18 protein-coding genes are annotated in these 19060 nt (G+C 61.9%); 11 read left to right on the top strand and 7 right to left on the bottom strand.

Annotated elements, in window-relative coordinates:
* Positions 1–66: 66 nt before the first annotated feature.
* Both CQW31_RS19135 and CQW31_RS19140 read right to left on the bottom strand, forming a co-directional pair.
* The gene (locus tag CQW31_RS19135) at positions 67–1074 is read right to left on the bottom strand and encodes a hypothetical protein (RefSeq protein WP_061304827.1); all 1008 of its coding nucleotides are present in this window, start codon (positions 1072–1074) and stop codon (positions 67–69) included.
* 54 nt (positions 1075–1128) lie between these two features.
* Positions 1129–1530 carry a hypothetical protein gene (locus tag CQW31_RS19140; protein ID WP_061304828.1) on the bottom strand — a complete coding sequence of 134 codons (402 nt, stop codon included), beginning with the start codon at positions 1528–1530 and terminating at the stop codon, positions 1129–1131.
* A gap of 138 nt (positions 1531–1668) precedes the next feature.
* On the opposite strand from CQW31_RS19140, the gene CQW31_RS30955 reads away from it, so the two are divergent.
* Positions 1669–1905 (top strand): hypothetical protein, encoded by a 237-nt coding sequence (locus CQW31_RS30955; RefSeq protein WP_143524240.1) that lies wholly within the window; start codon positions 1669–1671, stop codon positions 1903–1905.
* 425 nt (positions 1906–2330) lie between these two features.
* Here CQW31_RS30955 and CQW31_RS19150 read toward each other — a convergent pair whose 3' ends face one another.
* The 3 genes from CQW31_RS19150 to CQW31_RS19165 all read right to left on the bottom strand — a co-directional run bounded on the left by CQW31_RS19150 (position 2331) and on the right by CQW31_RS19165 (position 5579).
* Complete coding sequence (locus tag CQW31_RS19150) at positions 2331–2966, bottom strand: hypothetical protein (protein WP_099815174.1); 636 nt, start codon at positions 2964–2966, stop codon at positions 2331–2333.
* Between the two features lie 592 nt (positions 2967–3558).
* Positions 3559–4857 (bottom strand): site-specific integrase, encoded by a 1299-nt coding sequence (locus CQW31_RS19160; RefSeq protein ID WP_061304834.1) that lies wholly within the window; start codon positions 4855–4857, stop codon positions 3559–3561.
* Positions 4858–5084: 227 nt separating this feature from the next.
* Positions 5085–5579 (bottom strand): DUF6231 family protein, encoded by a 495-nt coding sequence (locus tag CQW31_RS19165; protein ID WP_099815175.1) that lies wholly within the window; start codon positions 5577–5579, stop codon positions 5085–5087.
* Positions 5580–5738: 159 nt separating this feature from the next.
* On the opposite strand from CQW31_RS19165, the gene CQW31_RS19170 reads away from it, so the two are divergent.
* The 4 genes from CQW31_RS19170 to CQW31_RS19185 all read left to right on the top strand — a co-directional run bounded on the left by CQW31_RS19170 (position 5739) and on the right by CQW31_RS19185 (position 8357).
* Positions 5739–6431: an OmpA family protein gene (locus CQW31_RS19170; protein ID WP_099815176.1), complete on the top strand. Its 693-nt coding sequence runs from the start codon at positions 5739–5741 to the stop codon at positions 6429–6431.
* An 84-nt stretch (positions 6432–6515) separates the two neighbouring features.
* Positions 6516–7229, top strand: a complete 714-nt coding sequence (locus CQW31_RS19175; RefSeq protein ID WP_099815177.1) for an OmpA family protein — start codon at positions 6516–6518, stop codon at positions 7227–7229.
* 101 nt (positions 7230–7330) lie between these two features.
* Positions 7331–7606 (top strand): DUF1145 domain-containing protein, encoded by a 276-nt coding sequence (locus CQW31_RS19180; protein ID WP_054885836.1) that lies wholly within the window; start codon positions 7331–7333, stop codon positions 7604–7606.
* A complete protein-coding gene (locus CQW31_RS19185) occupies positions 7599–8357 on the top strand; it encodes a hypothetical protein (RefSeq protein WP_054885835.1) in 759 nt (252 codons plus the stop codon). Before CQW31_RS19180 ends, CQW31_RS19185 begins: the two co-directional genes overlap by 8 nt.
* Positions 8358–8456: 99 nt before the next feature.
* Here CQW31_RS19185 and CQW31_RS19190 read toward each other — a convergent pair whose 3' ends face one another.
* A complete protein-coding gene (locus CQW31_RS19190) occupies positions 8457–8921 on the bottom strand; it encodes a CopD family protein (protein WP_054885834.1) in 465 nt (154 codons plus the stop codon).
* Between the two features lie 98 nt (positions 8922–9019).
* On the opposite strand from CQW31_RS19190, the gene dinG reads away from it, so the two are divergent.
* The 6 genes from dinG to CQW31_RS19220 all read left to right on the top strand — a co-directional run bounded on the left by dinG (position 9020) and on the right by CQW31_RS19220 (position 17203).
* Entirely contained in the window at positions 9020–11164 is a 2145-nt protein-coding gene (gene dinG, locus CQW31_RS19195; protein ID WP_099815178.1) for an ATP-dependent DNA helicase DinG, read from the top strand.
* A gap of 81 nt (positions 11165–11245) precedes the next feature.
* Entirely contained in the window at positions 11246–13483 is a 2238-nt protein-coding gene (locus CQW31_RS19200; RefSeq protein ID WP_099815179.1) for a beta-galactosidase, read from the top strand.
* A 144-nt stretch (positions 13484–13627) separates the two neighbouring features.
* Positions 13628–14773 carry a serine hydrolase domain-containing protein gene (locus tag CQW31_RS19205; protein WP_054885831.1) on the top strand — a complete coding sequence of 382 codons (1146 nt, stop codon included), beginning with the start codon at positions 13628–13630 and terminating at the stop codon, positions 14771–14773.
* A gap of 99 nt (positions 14774–14872) precedes the next feature.
* Positions 14873–15850, top strand: a complete 978-nt coding sequence (locus CQW31_RS19210) for an OmpA family protein (RefSeq protein WP_099815180.1) — start codon at positions 14873–14875, stop codon at positions 15848–15850.
* Positions 15851–15869: 19 nt separating this feature from the next.
* Positions 15870–16517, top strand: a complete 648-nt coding sequence (pdxH, locus tag CQW31_RS19215) for a pyridoxamine 5'-phosphate oxidase (RefSeq protein ID WP_099815181.1) — start codon at positions 15870–15872, stop codon at positions 16515–16517.
* Positions 16518–16738: 221 nt separating this feature from the next.
* On the top strand, positions 16739–17203 hold the full coding sequence (locus CQW31_RS19220) for a glycine zipper 2TM domain-containing protein (RefSeq protein WP_054885828.1): 465 nt from the start codon (positions 16739–16741) through the stop codon (positions 17201–17203).
* A gap of 166 nt (positions 17204–17369) precedes the next feature.
* Here the strand turns inward: CQW31_RS19220 and CQW31_RS19225 are convergent, their stop codons facing one another.
* Positions 17370–18977, bottom strand: a complete 1608-nt coding sequence (locus CQW31_RS19225) for an NAD(P)/FAD-dependent oxidoreductase (protein ID WP_054885827.1) — start codon at positions 18975–18977, stop codon at positions 17370–17372.
* Positions 18978–19060 lie beyond the last annotated feature (83 nt).

Raw genomic sequence — 19060 nt, forward strand, 5'->3', positions numbered from 1 at the left:
AGCTCGTTGAAGCGGTGCCCCCGCCGGTCCCTCTTTAGGTCCGGCCTTACGGGGCTACTTACTGGATCACTCGGCGGTCAGCTTCACATTGGTGACCAGCGGGAACGGCACTTGGACGGTCTGAAGACCATCGGTAGTCAGTTTCACCTTGACCATGCCATTGGCGATGATGTCCACCACAGCCATGATCTCAAGGTCCCAGCCTTGGGCGTTCGGGTTGCGGGTCGCTTCGATGCGCCACACGCTGCCGTCTTGGCGCTCACGGTAGCTCAGTGAGGTGAACAGCTTGGGCAACATGAAGATGCCGTGGTCGGTCCCGGTGTACGCCTGTACGCCTGCGCCGATTAGGTCCTCAATAGAGTCCTGACCGGCACGTTGAGCAGCACGCTCAAGGACCGCCACCTGCGATACAGGCAGCAAGATCACGAAGTCACTCAGCGAGGTCCCTACAGTCTGGTTAACGTGGGTCGTGAGGATGTCGATGAGGTCCTCTGCGATCTCAGCAGGCTTACCCGTTGGCTTGGCCTCAGAGACGCTCTCAGTGCTTGGGGCGGTTGCCAAGATGGCAGCGACCTTACCGGCTGCGCTGTGCTCAATATCACGAAGCATCTTGTCAGCGGTTTGCTCCATAGACTGGACGGTGAAGCCTGCCATCAGGTTGTGGTCAAGGATGGTGGCACGGTGGCTGATGACCAATGCCGTGTCGGTGGCCTCAGTGAAGATCACAGAACCGGCCAGGACTTCACCCTTGTCGATGGTCTCGTTATCCCAGTTCTTGCGGGGATCGAAGGTGACAGAGCGGTCGGCCATGGTGATGATTTGTTGCCCAGTGGCCTCAGAGCCAGCCGGACGGAACTCGCAAGGGGTTGCCTCCATGGCGGCCTCTCGCCACTCATCGCCGTTCAAGTAGTCCTCAGCGGCCTCCACAAGGGCCTCCACATAGACGGACACATCGGTGGCCGCTTGGGTCTCTGGGCGAACATCAGCAGTGTTGAATCGAATCGACCCAGTGTGCTCATCGGTGATGGCGGTGGTGTAGGTCGATGGCTTGGCGTACTGGAATGGTTGTTTCATGGGAATGGTCCTCCTGAATAGATGAATGAAGTGGGTGTGTCGAGGGAGGCGCTGTTACCAGCCACCGCTATTGCTGCGGGAGGCAGCTCGGATACGAATGCCATGCTCTTTGATGGCAGCCGCTCGGGCAGCACGCTCGGCCTTCGCTTGGGCGATCTCACGGGGCGTGTACTCACGGCAGCGCTCTTGATGCCAACGGGCCTCAGCCTCTCTCTGAGCCTTCTCTTGGGCCTTCTGGTGCTGGTCTTGGCGGTACTCTCGGGCAACTACGGGAATCGCTTGGAGCGACAGACCGGCCTCATCGAACGCCTTAACGATCTCGAATTGCTGGCCCTTAACGGCCCCGCATTGGGCGACCAGCATGGGCAACATGATGTTCTCGACGTACTCACGGTTAAGGGTCTGGCCCGACACGGTGACTTCGTTCTTCAGGACTTTGGTGATGGTGATTTTCATGGGTTGGGTTCTCCTGTGAGGTGACCCATTCGCTCAGCCTTGGTGCCATAGATGCGCACGACAAGACGGCAAGGAGAGAGCCGCGTGGGCACCTTCCAAGGCTGACGGATGAGTTCTTGATTTGAGGTTTGGATTCTGGTGACGCTGGTCGATCAGGACATGGCGGGCCTGAAGGGCATCGGTATTGCGAAGGGTTCAACCGTGGCAACGGCTGTGCAGCATTGGCAGAGAGAAATTATTTTTGTTATTGGTCGTTCTGTCTTACCCATAGTGAGGGTTTTTAACGACAGTCTTGACGGTTGCCTTCAAGTTGTGAGTGAGATTCCCTCGGGGCCACTCAATGGAATCTTCAAAGGCGTCACTGCGATTGCTTGAAGACAAAGCCCTTGGTCGAGCAGTTGGTTCAGGCGGTCGAGTGTTTTAGCGGGACACTTAACGAGGACTCTTTGAGCGAGACCCTCCATGTCGAAAGTTACTTCGCCTGCCTTATAGACTCTGAATGCGGCCCGGTAGTCGCTGAGGATGTTCCGTAGTTCGATGAGCTGAGCACGAGCAGGCAGAGGGAAGACCATGGATAAGGTGGTCAATTGTTCAGTGGTGAGGCATGAGTTAGCTGGGCAGACAATGCTGGTCATGATGAGAGGTCTCCTTTCGGTTGTTCTTTAAGATGCCCTTTGAGATGACTGAGAGATGAGGGGAGTTGTAATTAACAACCCCTCTCCCTTTGGGTCTGGTCGATGAGCTTGTCGATTCTGATGGTCGCTGAGAGGTCGTTGAGATTTTCTTTATACTATCCGGCGTTAAGTCGCTAAGCCCCGGAATAGAGCCTCTGCGCCCACCTCGGCCACAATCTCAGCCTTGATGTCTGGGTGTCTCTCCACATACGAAGCGATCCCATGGGCAGCGTGTCGGGCAGCCTTGGCGATTCGCTGGGCAGTCCTCAAGGAATACTCATTGGTCTTGCAGGCGTCCGCTGTGATCTCCGAAAGGAACAACGCACCGATGACCGCTCGGGCCTTGACGTTGATCTTTCCGTTGGTGACTCCGGCACTGGTGATGATCGACCCAGTAACGATGTCGTCTACCCATGGCAGCGGATCGGGAATCGCAAGGAGGTGCATGTAGGCTGCGACAGGGTTAGCGAAGGTGGCCTTTGGGCGTCCACGGCCTCGCTTGGGTTCATCGCTTGGGGTCTCTTGGGGTTGCCCTTGGGTCTCGCTGGAAAGGCCCTTGGCGGCTTTCTGGTGGTCCTCAGAGAGGGACTCATCGGCACGACGCTCAGCGGCCCATGCCTGATACTGGGCCTCAAGGGTTGCCGGTCGAACCATGTCTCTGTGGGTGATGACCTCGCCAGAGATTGGGTCAATGTGAAGGATGGTTCCGGTTTCGTGATCGACGTGACGGTGAAGTGGTCCGGGTTGAGTGAGCAGGGTCATGACAGTGGTCCTCATATGGCCGCTGCGAACGTGCAGCCATAGTGAGGGGTTTTGCGACACCAGTTCCCACAGTGCCTATAAGGTAGCGTTAACCACGCTTACGTCGATTGAGCCTATGACGAGCATCCCACATCAGACGCTCGTTCTCTGCGCTTGGCTCTTTCATGTATCGCCGCTGGGCTCTTTTTAGTCCGTACTCTGGGAATACCCGGCTGGCAATCACTTGCAATACAGCCCATCCGAAGATTAAAGCTACTACGATCCCGATAAACTCAAACATGCTGCTTCCCCTGCTCAGAAACTTCGTACAAATACATTATTGAAATCCCATACTGCACGTAGACCGGTTCTCTCCGCATATCCGGACTATGGCCCACCAGATGGAGTCGAGCCTGTTTGACCACTGCCCTATCAGCCATCATCGCCCTGGCAAAATCATAAGGAACACCCCGCGATGCGGCATACTGAACAGAACGGCTTATGGTCGCCCTGAGAGTGCCTTTGAGGACGTTCCATAAGACAAAACAGAGGATCGCTATAAATATGGTCGCTAACATTGAATCACTTCCTTGAGATGCGATGGGCAAAGCCACTATTTTAGTATCAGGGGAAACGCTTTCACCAGAGCCTCATGGAGCGTCCCCACAGGAACTCTCTGAGACCCCGCGTAGAGGTCGTAAGTGATGTTCCCTGAGCTGTGCCCGGTGATGCTCTGAGCGATGACCTCAGGGGTCGCAGCGGCCTTCAGCAGGCCCGACAAGGAATGCCTCAACGAGTGGAACGACTGATCCCCGCCAGAGGTTAGCCCCAGAGGTTCCCTTAGGGCCTCATTGAGCGGCTTGTTGAAATAGTGCTCCTTGGCCTTGAACAGACGGCCTTCGTTGGCATTGACCCACTCAAGGAAGGTCTGAAGGGAGAACCCATAGGCCCCATCGACCAGAGGGACTTGCCTCACAGAGAAACTGTTCTTCAGGGTCTTGCCGCCGTTTTCATCTTTGTTGATGTCGATAACGGTGATGCCGTCCACCTGCTTAATGTCCTCCTTGGTCAACTGGTAGATTTCCCCAATGCGGGCACCTGTGAGAACCCCAAGGGACAACGCCCAGCGTTTCCAATCGTCTGTAGCCAGACCGTTCGCGTGATCCATGATCTTGACCACCTGATCCTGAGTCAGGGGCTTGCGAGTGCTCTCAGCGCCTCTCTCGATCTTCAGGCCCTTGTCAAAGGAGCGCTCAAGGAAGCCGTTGTTTACCGCCCAGCTCATCACAGTCGATAGCTGAGTAAGTAGCTTGTTGGATGTCAGAGGTTTGCGACCATCAATGACTTTCTCCTTCAGCGCCACCATATCGGCCCGAGTGTGGGTCTTGAGGTTCAAGTCTCCAAGGAGCCCGCTGAGGGTCCGGCAAGCGGACGTGACTGATTTGTGAGTGGTCGCAGTGACGTTGCCCTTGCGCTCAGCCAGATAGAGCCCTGAGAGGGTCTCAAAGGTCACTGGCTCATCTGACGGTGAAACAGATAGGGGAAGGGACGCATTTACAGATAGGGACACAGAAGGGGCTACAGACGTGCTACAAGACAGCTCCCCAATGATCTCCGTGAGGTCCTGAGGACGACCCTCAAGACGTTCCTGAGCAGCCCTGAGAACCCGTTGGCCTGTGCCGATGGCTCGCTGCTGGCTCCCAGTGAATCGACCAAGCGAGGCAGCCTCAGCGAGGTGGTTGCTCATCTGGTCATAGATTTCCATGTAAAGGCCCCGTGAGTCCTCGCTATGGCCCTGTAGGGCGTCCTCAGCGATCTCCTTGAGGCGTTCCTTGAGGTCCTCCCACGAAGCCTCAGGGCGGTCGAGGTGGAAGACAGCCAGTGTCTTGAGGATGTCCTTGGAGAACTGCATAGCGGTTGGCCTATCGGTAGAACGGAGAGAGATGGCGAGACTACGGGTAGAGCATCCCCGAGGGCGAACCCTCAGGTAATAGATTCCTGACCGTCTGTAGTGCCAGACCGAAAGGGCCTGAGATGGTCGTTGGTGACAAGGCTGGTTACAGGCTGGTGACAGTTGGCCCTGCTCTGGCATAGCTTCGATAGCGTTCATGGTGAGGTAAGCCCTTGAAATTCATGGGTTTACCACCAGTACTTGCCAAACATTTCCGGGTTGGCCCAGAACTTGGCGTTGAGCCAGTCCGGGACCTGCTTGTAGTCATGTAGATCATAGGTGAACAAGCTCAACACCTGCTCGTCACGGCGGAATTTCTCGCTGGCCGACAGCGCCAGCGAGAAGAAATCGGTGTCTTGCCAACCGCAGGCGGGCAGGTCGGCCAGCACTGCAACCCGGCTTGCGTTGAGGTTGCGGATGCCGCCCAACAATTGCAGGCCGGTGCGTTTGGGCAGGTGTTCCAGGCAATCCACCAGCACCGCCAGGTCGAAGCGCTGCGCAGCCAGCGCTGCCGGCAATGGCCCCGGCGCGCAGGTTTCGATGGCCACCTGGGGGTGCGCCTGGGCAAAGGCATCCAGTGCCGGGAAGCGGGTGCCCACCAGCAGCAGGCGCTGCGGGGTGAAACGCTCTAGCAGGGCGGCCAGGGCTTGTTGCGGCGTGCGCTGGGAAAAACCGTCGGTCATTGCCAATCCTCGTTCAAGTCATCCAAGACTAGCGGGCTGCTGCCCGCCGGCATAGAGGCAAGAGGCCGTGTCGTGGCTTATTGGTGGCAGGGATGGACTGCGCGGTCTTTACTCCCAGAGATCGGCCTTATGCCGATTCCCCTAGGAGAAGCTACGAAAATGAGCATAGTACGCACAGCGTTACCCCTGGTACTGCTCACCAGTGTGTTGACTGGTTGTGCAGGTTTGCAAAAAACCGACTGGCCGAAGTGTGCTGCCGTCGGGGGCGTCGCCGGTGCCGGCCTGGGCGCCATCGAGAGCTCCAGCTGGGCTGGCTGGGGCGCGCTGCTCGGTGGTGGCCTGGCGGCGGGCTATTGCTGGGCTCACGGCGATGGCGACGAGGACGGTGATGGCGTGCCGGACAGCCGCGACAAGTGCCCGCACACGCCGCGCGGCGTGAAGGTCGATGCCAATGGCTGCCCGCCTGAGCCGGCGCCTGTGGTCGAGGAAGTGGTGGTGCAGAAGGAAGAAGTGATCGTCATTCGTGATGTGCACTTCGAGTTCAATTCCTCGCGCCTGACAGCGGCTGACAAGGAGCGCCTGAACACGGTTGCCACGCGCCTGAAGCAAGAGGCGCCGAGCGCCCGTCTGAGCGTGACTGGCCACACCGACAGCGTGGGCTCCGACAAGTACAACCAGAAGTTGTCCGAGCACCGTGCCCATGCGGTAACCGATTACTTGATCCAGAGCGGTGTGCCTCGCTCCAGCTTCGTCTCGGTGGTAGGCGCAGGCGAAACCCAGCCAGTGGCGGACAATGCCACGGCCGAGGGGCGTGCCATGAACCGTCGTACCGAAATCAAGATCCAGCGTTGACGTCACGGCGCCCGCGCCTTGTGAAGTGGCGCGGGCGCATCTTCAATCGCGCTGGCGGTGGCCGATGACACAGGAGCATTCATCATGAGTGTTATGTCGAAGGCGGCGATGCCGTTGCTGTTGGTTACCAGCCTGCTTGCAGGCTGCGCGACCCACAGTGACGGCAGTGCGCCTCTCAATCAAAGGACGTGGCCCGTCTGCAGCCTGCTCGGTGGCGCGGTGGGGGGTGGCCTTGGCGCCATCGAAAATTCGAGCTGGGCGGCTGGCCTCGGCGCCCTCGGCGCGATCACCGGTGGGCTGATCTGTTATGCCCAGGACGGTGACGAGGATGGTGACGGTGTGTTCGACCGTCGAGACCGCTGCCCCGACACCCCGGCCAATACAGCGGTGAACCACATGGGCTGCCCGCTGCCGCAGTATCCGCCGGCGCAACCCGCACCACAGCCCAAGCCTGAGGTGATCAGCCTCGATGACCAGGGCCAGGTGATGTTCGCGTTCAATTCCGCCGATCTCACCCCGGGTAGCGAAGAACGCCTGAAAAGCCTGCTACCGCGCCTCAACGAGTTGGGGGTCACGCGTGTCAAGGTGGTCGGGCATACCGACAACGTCGGCTCAGACAGCTACAACCAGGCGCTTTCCGAACGCCGCGCCGCCAGTGTCGCCGAATACCTGATCAGTCAGGGCCTGGCGCCGCAGAAGGTGACCAGCGAGGGCCGTGGCGCCCATGAGCCAATCGCCGACAACGCCACCGATGAAGGGCGTGCGCACAACCGACGGGTGGACCTGCACCTCAACTGACTGTGCTGGCGCGTGCCTGGGCATGCAGGTAGTGTTGGCTGCGCGGCGCGCATGCTCGGGCCGCGTGGACATAACAATAAATAGATACGTAGGGGCGGGGTATGAAGTTCATCCTGGGTCTGGGCAAGTTCCTGACCGTGGCATTCTGGGGCGTGGTGCTGTTCAACCTGATGATGCCGCAACCGTTGCCGTTGAATCTGTTGATCAATGCCTTGGGCATTTTTGTGCTGAGCCTGCATTTTCTTGAAGTACTGTTTTTCAATGGCAGCCTGCGAGGCCGTAGCCATCGCTGGTTCGACCGGCTGCAGATCCTGCTGACCGGTATCTTTCATGTCATGTCCATTCCCCGTCCGCAGGAGGCACCTCGCCATGCGTAATTTGATGTTGCTGGCGATGCTGGCCGCGCCCTTGGCCCAGGCGCAGAGCCTGGAGGTTGCCCCCCATTCCATGCTGCGGCTGCCGAACAAGTCGGCCAGCGTGCACCTGGAGCAGTTGAATGTCGCGGATTCGGCGACCTTGCTGTTGCCGTCCACATTGACCGAGCTGAAGGTCGATCATCTGCAACTGGGCCGCGATGCGCGGATTGCCATTGCGCCTGCCGAAGCACCTCTGCTTGTCGAGGTACGCAATGCTGTGCTGGGCGAGGGCAGTGAGATCAGCGCGCCAGGGGCGCCCGGTACCTACGAACGGGCTGCCCGCTCCGGGCGCAGCCTGGAATTGACCCTCGCCAAGGTCGACGCCGAACGCCTGGCCATCGATGCCCGTGGTGGCGCCGGAGCGCCGGGTTACATGGGCCTTGATGGCGCCAATGGCCAGGCGGGAGGTTGTGCCTGGGGCCAGGCAAGCAAAGGGGCTAATGGTGATGATGGTGGCAACGGGCATGACGGTGCACCCGGCGGGCGGATTCGCCTGAACCTGCCGCAAGGTTTCCCGCAGGAACGCATCGTGGTGCGCCTGGAGGGTGGTGCGCCGGGCAAGGCCGGGGCTGCGGGCAAGGCCGGTAAAGGCGGGGCGAGCAAGGGGTGCCTGGTGTATCGCACCGACGCCGGAGCCAATGGCCGACCGGGGCAGGAAGGGCAACCTGGGTTGGCTGGGGCCGAGGGTGAACTGATTTTGCAGCGACTCTGAGGCCGAGGGCCTGACTTTAGAGTTCCAGGGCCTGCGAGATCGAGCGCCGCCCGCGCGGCGCACGCTCTCACAGGCCCTGAAAATCCCGCCTGGAACCCCTCACATCAACAGCCGTGAACTGGCCACTGCAACGACCGCCAGGCCCAGCAGCAGGTTGACCCCCACCATCCGTCGAATCCGCCCGAGCACCGCAGCGCCCGCCGGCCAGTCTTCAGCCTGCACCGCCGCCTTGAGCTCCGGCAGCAGCAATGCCTGGATGCGCATGAACAGCGCGAACATGGCAATCCCGCCGCCAATCATCACGTGTACATATTTGGGTGCAGTCTCGAAGCCGCTGAAACGCATGTGCAACATGCCGATACCACTTATCGCCAGAATCGCCACGGCCAGCCAGACCCAGACGAAGAAGCGTCTGAAAACTTCCACCCACAGGCGCAGGCGGGCAGGCCCTTCAAGGGCTGCAACCGTTGCCGGGCGCAGCACCAGCCAGGCGAAGAACATGCCGCCGACCCATATCAGGGCGGCCAGGACATGTAATGTGTAGGGCAGGGCAAAGGCAAGCATCCGGATCTCCATGCGGCACAAAGGGCAATAGCGGGGTATGATAGCCGCCCCATGCGAAACACTGAAAATTTATCCAGCCCTCCGGGCGCCTGCAGACCATGATCAGCAACGAACTCAAAGCCACCATCCAGGGCGCCTACACGCGTTTTCTCGAAGCCAAGGGCCTCAAGCCGCGGTATGGCCAGCGCCTGATGATCGCCGAAGTGGCCAAGGTGCTCGGCGACATCGCCTGTGACGACGAAGGCCGTCGCGCTGGCGAGCCCGCCGTGGTTGCGGTGGAAGCGGGCACCGGTACCGGCAAGACGGTCGCCTACGCGCTGGCCGCGATCCCGGCCGCCAAGGCCGCCGGCAAGCGCCTGGTGATCGCCACCGCGACCGTGGCATTGCAGGAGCAGATCGTCATCAAGGACCTGCCGGACCTGATGCGCAACAGCGGCCTGAACTTCAGCTTCGCCCTGGCCAAGGGCCGCGGCCGTTACCTGTGCCTGTCCAAGCTCGACATCCTGCTGCAGGAGGGCCACGCGCAGTCGGCCACTGCCCAGCTGTTCGAGGAAGAAGGCTTCCACATCGAGGTCGACGAGCGCAGCCAGAAGCTGTTCAACAGCATGATCGAGAAGCTCGCCGGCAACCGTTGGGACGGCGACCGCGACAGCTGGTCGGAGGCCATCGAGGACCAGGACTGGGCGCGGCTGACCACCGATCACAGCCAGTGCACCGGCCGCCACTGCCCGAACTTCCAGCAGTGCGTGTTCTACAAGGCCCGTGAAGGCATGGGCAAGGTCGATGTGATCGTCACCAACCACGACATGGTCCTGGCCGACCTGGCCCTGGGCGGCGGCGCAGTGCTGCCTGACCCGCGCGACACGGTGTACGTGTTCGATGAAGGCCACCACCTGCCCGACAAGGCCATCGGCCATTTCGCCCATTATTCGCGCCTGCGCTCCACCGCCGACTGGCTGGAGCAGACTGCCAAGAACCTCACCAAGTTGCTGGCCCAGCACCCCTTGCCGGGCGACCTGGGCAAGTACATCGAACAGGTGCCAGAGCTGGCGCGGGAAGTGCGCACCCAGCAGCAATTCATGTTCACCCTGTGCGAGCAGGTCGCCGATTTCCGCCCGAGCGAGGATACCGAAGGCCGGGAGCGCCCGCGTTATCGCTTCGAGGGCGGCGTGGTGCCGGAGCAGATCCGCGAAGTCGGCATCGAGCTGAAAAAGGGCTTCGCCCGCCTCAATGACCTGTTCACCCGCCTGGCCGACCTGCTCAAGGAAGGCATGGATGGCGAGGTCAACATCGGCATCGCCAGCCACCAGGCCGAGGAGTGGTACCCACTGTTCGGCAGCCTGGTCACTCGCGCCCAGGGCAACTGGGAGCTGTGGACTGCGTTCACCACCGAAGACCCGGAGGACAGCCCGCCCATGGCGCGTTGGCTGACCCTGGCCGAAAGCGGCGCGCTGTTCGACATCGAGGTCAATGCCAGCCCGATTCTTGCCGCCGACATGCTGCGCCGCAGCCTCTGGAGCGTTGCCCATGGCGCGCTGGTGACCTCGGCCACGCTGACCGCACTGGGCAAGTTCGACCGTTTCCGCATGCGCTCGGGGCTGCCCCGCGATGCCGTCACTTGCGTGGTGCCCAGCCCGTTCGTGCATGGCGATGCCGGCCTGCTGCGGGTCCCCGACCTCAAGGCCGATCCGCGCGACGCGGCGGCACACACGGCGGCGATCATTCGCGAACTGCCAGGCATCGTCGAAGATGCCCGCGGCGCGCTGGTGCTGTTCTCTTCGCGCAAACAGATGCAGGAAGTGTTCGACGGCCTGGACCGCGACTGGCGCAAGCTGGTGCTGATCCAGGGCAACCTGTCCAAGCAGGAAACCTTGAACAAGCACAAGGCAAGGGTCGACGATGGCCAGCACAGCGTGTTGTTCGGCCTGGCCAGCTTCGCCGAGGGTGTCGACCTGCCAGGTGCCTACTGTGAGCATGTGGTCATCGCCAAGATCCCCTTCGCCGTGCCCGACGACCCGGTCGAAGCAGCACTGGCCGAATGGATCGAGGCCCGTGGCGGCAACCCGTTCATGGAGATTGCCGTGCCCGACGCCTCGCTGCGTCTGATCCAGGCCTGCGGTCGCCTGTTGCGAACCGAGCAGGATCGCGGCGTCATCACCTTGCTTGATCGGCGCCTGGTCACGCAGCGCTATGGCAAAGCTATTCTCAATGCGCTGCCGCCTTTCCGGCGGGAGATTTCCTGAGGGCAGGAGCACGATGCGCCGGCCCGTTGTCCATTACTCAGTCGCGGGCCCATGAGGGCCTGGAAGGAGAGCCCCAGCCTTATGATTCGCCACACCTTGCCCGTGGTATTCACGCTGTTGTTCAGCGCGCCTTTGCTGGCCGGGCAACAGACGCTGTTCAGCTTCGTCCGCCCGGCCTCGGTGGTCAATGTGGCGACCGAAGGCACCGGCATGCCGCAGTACAATGCGGAGCAGACGGCTGAGGGCGAGGTGCTCAGGCGGGTGGTGTTCAATCCGGTCGAACGGCCAACCTTGCGCCTGAGCCCGCAAAGCGGCGTGTGGGACTGGTCGGCGGGGCGGTACCTCACCTTGCGCATGCAAAGCGCCCAGGATTGGGCGTTGACCGTCGACGTGACGCTGCTCGGCAGTGACGGGCGCACGCTGACCAGTCGTATCGACCTGCCTGCCGGGCCTGCGCAAACCGTCATGGTTCCGCTCACGGCCAGTTCGCCGTTGAGCCAGGGCATGCGGGCCGGCCCGCCGATGCCATGGGTCTATGACGGGCAGCGGTTGCTGCTGACCAGCAGTGCCGGTGAACTGGATCTCAAGCAGGTGGTGTCCGTCAGCCTGACCATACCCAACCCGAAAGTGGCGCAGAACCTGCTGATCGAGAAGGTCGGCATTCAGGACGACGATCTGGCCTACCAGGCGGCTTACCACGAGCTGATTGATGTCTACGGCCAGTCCACCCGCGGGCATTGGCCCGAGAAGATTGCCAGTGACGAGCAGCTCAAGGCGGCTGACGCGCGCGAACAGCAGCAACTCAAGAGCTGGCTGGCTGACCGTGATAAACAGCAACTGGACAGCTACGGTGGCGTGCTGGCCGGGCCGACGTTTGCGGCCAAGGGCTTTTTCCGCACCGAGAAGCGCGACGGGCGCTGGTACCTGGTTACCCCGCAAGGCCACCCGTTCTATTCGCTGGGGGTCAATGCCGTGGCCGCCGATGGCGGGCGTACCTACGTTGCCGGCCGCGAGAGGATGTTCAAAGCCTTGCCAGGTGAAGGCGACGCGCTGACGGCTTTTTATGGTGAAGGGAACAACGACGATGGCAACGCCTCGTCGCAAGGGCGCAATTTCAAGCAAGGGCGCTGGTTCGATTTCTATGCCGCGAACATCCAGCGCACCTATGGCAAACCTTGTCCGCCTGCCGTGCAAGGCCAGGCCACCCCCGAGTGCCCGGCGCTGGCGCTGGATACCGAGCGGTGGCAGGCGCACACGCTGGACCGCCTGCAGGCCTGGGGCTTCAATACCTTGGGCAACTGGAGCGACCCTGCCATCGGCCAGGCCAAACGCATGCCCTACACTTTGCCGCTATCGATCGTCGGTGACTATGCCAGCATCAGCACCGGTATGGACTGGTGGGGCCGCATGCCTGACCCGTTCGACCCACGCTTTGCCATGGCCACGGAGCGCGCCGTGGCCATTGCCACGCGGGATCACCGTGACGACCCCTGGCTGATCGGCTATTTCGCCGACAACGAGCTGGCCTGGGCGGCGCCGGGCAACGACCCCAAGGCGCGCTATGGCCTGGCCTACGGGACACTGCGTCTGACCACCGACGTGCCGGCCAAGCGCGCTTTCCTCAAGCAGTTGCGCGACAAGTACCGCAACCAGGAGGGGCTGTCCAAGGCCTGGGGGATCGACCTGCAGGCCTGGGAGTTGATGGAAGATCCAGGCTTCGAGGCCCCGCTGCCGAATCCCGAGCACCCGGAAATCGAGCGCGATTACCAGTATTTCCAGCAGGTATTCGCCGAGACCTACTTCAAGACCATCGCCGATGCACTGAAGTGGCATGCACCCAACCACCTGCTGCTGGGTGGCCGCTATGCCGTGAGCACCCCGGAAGCAGTCAAGGCCTGCGCCGAGTTCTGCGATGTCCTGAGTTTCAACTTCTATACCCTCAAGCCCGAGGATGGCTATGACTTTGCCCGCTTGGCCGAACTTGACAAGCCAGTGCTGGTGTCCGAGTTCCAGTTCGGTTCCCGCGACCGCGGGCCGTTCTGGCCAGGGCCGGTGGAAGTAGCCAGGGAAGAGGACCGCGGGCCGGCCTATGGCAATTTCCTCAAGGCCGCGCTGGCGCAGCCGATGATCGTGGGCGCGCACTGGTTCCAATACCTTGACCAACCTGCCAGCGGGCGCTTGCTCGATGGCGAGAACGGCCACCTGGGCCTGGTGGCGATCACCGATGTGACGTACCCGGGTTTCGTCGAGGCGGTGCGCAAGAGCAACCTGCAGGCCGTTGGTCAGTTGCGCAGTGAACTGGAGAAAAAAGCCCCCTGAATGTCTACCGGGGGCGCTCAGTGCCCCTGGCCCATTGGATCTTGCCGCTTCGGCAGCGTCCATCCGGCTTCGCCCAGTAGGCAAAACCGCTAACTACTGAAACAATGCACGCCTTTGTCAGCATGGTCGTACGGAGAACAGCGGGTGCAGATCCAGGGTCACTATGAGCTGAAGTTCGAAGCGGTGCGTGAAGCGTTCGCGGCACTGTTCGAGGATCCCCAGGAGCGTGGCGCTGCGCTGTGCATCCAGGTCGGTGGCGAGACCGTGGTCGACCTGTGGGCAGGCACCGCCGACAAGGACGGCCAGCAGGCCTGGCACAGCGATACCATTGCCAACCTGTTTTCCTGCACCAAGACCTTCACCGCCGTGACCGCGTTGCAGCTGGTGGGTGAGGGCAAGCTGGCCCTGGATGCCCCGGTGGCCCGTTACTGGCCGGAGTTCGCCCAGGCCGGCAAGCAGAACATCACCCTGCGTCAATTGCTCAGCCACCGTGCAGGCCTGCCAGCCATCCGCGAGCTGCTACCGGCTGAAGCCCTGTACGACTGGCAGGCCATGGTCGATGCCCTGGCCGCTGAAACGCCCTGGTGGACGCCTGGCACCGAGCACGGTTATGCCGCCATCACCTATGGCTGGCTGATCGGTGAACTGATCCGCCGCGTCGATGGCCGCAGCCCGGGTGACTCCATCGTCGCTCGTACTGCCCGGCCGCTGGGCCTGGACTTCCACGTCGGCCTGGCCGACGAAGAGTTCCACCGCGTGGCGCACATCGCCCGTGGCAAGGGCAACGCGGGTGATGCCGCAGCCCAGCGCCTGCTGCAGGTGACCATGCGTGAGCCCGCGGCGCTGTCGACTCGCGCCTTCACCAACCCGCCGGCAATCCTGACCAGCACCAATAAACCTGAATGGCGGCGCATGCAGCAGCCGGCGGCCAACGGCCATGGCAATGCACGCAGCCTGGCAGGTTTCTATGCCGGCCTGCTCGATGGCAGCCTGCTCGAATCCGAACTGCTCGACGAACTGACCCGCGAACACAGCCTGGGCGAGGACCGTACCTTGTTGACCCGGACCCGTTTCGGCCTGGGTTGCATGCTCGACCAGCCCAATGTGGCCAACGCCACCTTTGGCCTCGGCGCCCGTGCCTTTGGCCATCCAGGTGCTGGCGGTTCGGTCGGTTTTGCCGACCCGGAGCACGACGTGGCGTTCGGCTTCGTGGTCAATACCCTTGGCCCTTACGTGCTCATGGACCCAAGAGCCCAGCAACTGGTACGGGTGCTTGGCACTTGCCTTTGATCGGGTAAAGCGGGTATTACGCAGCCCCTTTGACTATCCTCAATGCCAACGCCTGAAGTGCGTTGGCAAAATATCTTTCAATTTCATGGTGTATCGCTGATGTCTTCACATAAAACCTTAGCTCTCGCCCTGTGCCTGGCCGCTATGACCGGTTGCGCCAGCAATTCCCAGGACGCCGCCAAGGATGGCGGCAGCAACTGGTGGCCGTTCGGTTCGGACAAGGTCGCTGACAAGGAAGTGAAAGCGGCGGTCACCGACAAAGTCGCCAAGGCGGACGCCAAGTCCGAGAGCGCCAGCCACTGGTGGTGGCCATTTGGCGGTGACGACAAGCAGGCCAAAGGGCCGGTCGTGCCGAAAATCGACGAAAAGGCCACCCAGGCCTGGTTGGACCAGTACGAGCCCAAGCTGCGTGAAGCGATCAAGGACAGCAAGCTTGAGCTTGAGCGCCGCGACAATGTGCTGGTGGTGACCATCCCGGTCGACAGCTCGTACAACCCGGACCGCCCGAACATGCTGTTGCCGATGACCCTGGCTCCGATCACCCGCGTGGCCAAGGCTGTCGAAGGCGACTCGAAGACGGCTGTGCTGGTGCTTGGCCATGCCGACAGCAGTGGTGTTGCCGCTGCCAATCAGAAGCTGAGCCTGGAGCGTGCTGCCTCGGTATCGGCGATCTTCCGTCTGAGTGGCCTGCAGCGTGACCGCCTGTCGCTCAAGGGCATGGGCGCGGAAATGCCGCGTGCCGCCAACGACAGCGCCGAAGGCCGGGCCCTGAACCGTCGCGTGGAAATGCTGCTGACGCCGCAGAACACCATGGTTGCCTTGCTGGCCAAGTATCAGCGGGCTGCCCCGGCTGCAACTCCGGCTTCGATGGTTGCCGTGCAGGATGCCAAGGCACCTGCCGCCAAGCCTGTCGAAACCAAGAAAGCGGCCGCCAAGCCAGCAGCGAAGAAAGCCGCTGCCAAACCTGCTGCGAAGACCACCGCCAAGAAAAAAGCCGCGCCAGCCAAGCCGGCCGCCAAGAAAGCCGCTACCACTGACAAGAAGGTAGCTGCCAATAGCCCTGCGAAGACCAACTGATCGTCAAGGAAACGCAGCCATGACCCAATCCCTGGCCGATATGCGCCGCGACTACACCCGTGATGGTCTGGCGGAAGCCCAGGCCCCGGGTGAGCCGTTCGCCCTGTTCCAGCAGTGGTTTGCCGATGCGGTGAAGACCGAGCAGCCTCCTGTGGAGGCTAATGCCCTGACACTTGCCACCGTCGATGGCGAAGGCCGCCCGCACTGTCGTGTGCTGCTGCTCAAGGGCCTTGATGACCGTGGATTCACCTTCTTCACCAACTATGACAGCGCCAAGGGCCAGCAACTGCTGGCCAACCCGTTCGCTGCCATGACCTTCTTCTGGCCGGCGCTGGAGCGTCAGGTACGGATCGAAGGGCGGGTGGAAAAGGTCACGGCCAAGGAGTCGGATGACTACTACCAGGTACGCCCGCTGGGCAGCCGTCTGGGGGCCTGGGCCTCGCCGCAGAGCCGCGTGATTGCCAATCGCGAGGAACTCGAAGGGTTGGTCAAGGCCACCGAAGCGCGCTTCTCCGATACCCAGCCGCATTGCCCGGAACATTGGGGGGGCTACCGTCTGCTGCCTGAGCGGATCGAGTTCTGGCAGGGCCGTGCCAGCCGGTTGCATGACCGCCTGAACTACCGCCTGGTAGATGGGCAGTGGACGCGAGAGCGCCTGGCGCCCTGACATCCACGGGGCTGTCAGGCAGCCCCGTTGCCCTCATGCCGACACTTCTTCACAGATGATGAAGTAATCCGTGGCTATCCTTTGTCTGATCTGTAACGCCCCCATTACTGTCCGTACAAGGCTGTACAGGGGCTGAATGAAGTTTTATTTTTTGTGCGGGCGCCGTGACAGCTGTCAACGCGTAGCGTCTAATGGACACCTGTTTTCTGGAGACTGTACCCATGCGTAAATCCGCTTTGCTGGTGGCGACTTTCACCACCATGTCGCTGCTGCTCGGTGGCTGTGCCTCGAGCCTGACCGGTGACAGCTACTCCCGTGATGAGGCCCGTCGCGTGCAGACCGTGCGCATGGGGACCATCGAATCCCTGCGCCCGGTCAAGATCGAAGGCACCAAGACGCCGATCGGCGGTGGTGCTGGCGCTATCGTCGGTGGTGTCGCCGGCAGCGCCATTGGCGGTGGCCGTGGCAGCATCGTCACCGCAGTGATCGGTGCCGTGGCCGGTGGCCTGGCAGGTTCCGCTGCCGAAGAAGGCCTGACCCGCACCCAGGGTGTGGAAATCACCGTGCGTGAAGACGACGGTAGCATGCGCGCCTATGTGCAAGCCGTGCAGCAGAACGAGATCTTCCGCGTTGGCGACCGCGTACGCATCATGACCGTCGATGGTACCAGCCGCGTTTCGCACTGACCGTAGCGGCAAATAAAAACCCCGAACGGGCCAGGCCTGTTCGGGGTTTTTTGTTTACCTGCACCGGCCTCTTCGCGGGTAAACCCGCTCCCACAGGGATCGCATCAAGCTTGAGGGCTCTGCAGTACCTGTGGGAGCGGGTTTACCCGAGAAGAGGCCGGAAGCTTTAAAGGCCGAGGATGTCGCGAGCCACGGCTTCGGCAATGCGGATACCGTCCACGCCTGCCGAGAGAATCCCCCCGGCATACCCCGCACCTTCACCTGCCGGGAACAGCCCCTTGAGGTTCAGGCTCTGGAAGTCCGCGCCACGGGTAATGCGCAGTGGCGATGAGGTGCGTGTCTCGATCCCGGTCAACACCGCATCGTGCAGGTTGTAGCCTTTGATCTGGCGGTCGAAGGCCGGCAACGCCTCGCGGATCGCCTCGATGGCGAAGTCCGGCAGGCTCGGCGCCAGGTCACCCAGGGTCACCCCCGGCTTGTACGAAGGCTCGACGCTGCCCAGCGCGGTGGACGGCCTGCCGGCGACGAAGTCGCCGACCAGCTGCGCCGGGGCCTGGTAGTTGCTGCCACCCATCACGTAGGCATGGGCTTCCAGGCGCTCCTGCAACTCGATGCCGGCCAGCGGGCCGCCCGGGTAGTCGCGCTCGGGGTCGATGCCGACGACGATGCCGGAGTTGGCGTTGCGCTCGTTACGCGAATACTGGCTCATACCGTTGGTCACCACGCGGCCCGGCTCGCTGGTGGCGGCCACCACGGTGCCGCCTGGGCACATGCAGAAGCTGTACACCGAACGGCCATTCTTGGCGTGGTACACCAGCTTGTAGTCGGCGGCGCCGAGTTTCGGGTGACCGGCGTATTTGCCCAGGCGCGCCTTGTCGATCAGCGTTTGAGGGTGTTCGATACGGAAGCCCACCGAGAACGGCTTGGCTTCCATGTACACGCCCTTGGCGTGCAGCATGCGGAAGGTGTCGCGGGCGCTGTGGCCCAGGGCCAGGACCACATGCCGCGAGTGCAGCTGCTCGCCGCTTTCCAGCACCACGCCGGTCAGCTGACCGTCCTCGATCAGCAGGTCGGTGACCTTTTCCTGGAAGCGTACTTCGGCGCCAAGGGCAATCATGTCCTGGCGCATCTGCTCGACCATGCCGGTCAGGCGGAAGGTGCCGATGTGCGGTTTGTTGATGTACAGGATCTCGTCAGGTGCACCGGCCTTGACGAACTCTTCCAGGACCTTGCGGCCGTGGTGGTTCGGGTCCTTGATCTGGCTGTAGAGCTTGCCGTCGGAGAAGGTCCCGGCGCCGCCTTCGCCGAACTGCACGTTGGACTCGGGGTTGAGCACGCTTTTGCGCCACAGGCCCCAGGTGTCCTTGGTGCGCTGGCGCACTTCCTTGCCGCGTTCGAGGATGATCGGCTTGAAGCCCATCTGGGCCAGCAACAGGCCAGCAAAGATACCGCAGGGGCCGAAGCCAACCACGATCGGACGTTGTTTCAGGTCGGCAGGGGCATGGCCGACGAACTTGTAGGTGACGTCGGGTGCCACGCTGATGTTGTGATCGTCGGCGAACTTGCTGAGCAGCTCGGCTTCGTTGCTGGCTTCCAGGTCGATGGTGTAGATGAACAGCAGCTCGCTGTTCTTCTTGCGCGCATCGTAGCTGCGCTTGAACAGATTGAAGCTGAGCAGTTGCTCGTCGCGGATGCCCAGGCGCTGGACAATGGCATCACGCAGGGCTTCGTCGGGATGGTCCAGGGGCAGCTTGAGTTCGGTGATTCGTAGCATGGCAGGGTCCAGTATCCCGGCCATGGGCGGCCGGCGGCTTTACACAAACCGCCAAGTATAAGCTGTATGCCGCCCTGACTGGC

This window comes from Pseudomonas sp. 382, from assembly GCF_002759075.1.
GTDB classification, from domain to species: domain Bacteria; phylum Pseudomonadota; class Gammaproteobacteria; order Pseudomonadales; family Pseudomonadaceae; genus Aquipseudomonas; species Aquipseudomonas vlassakiae.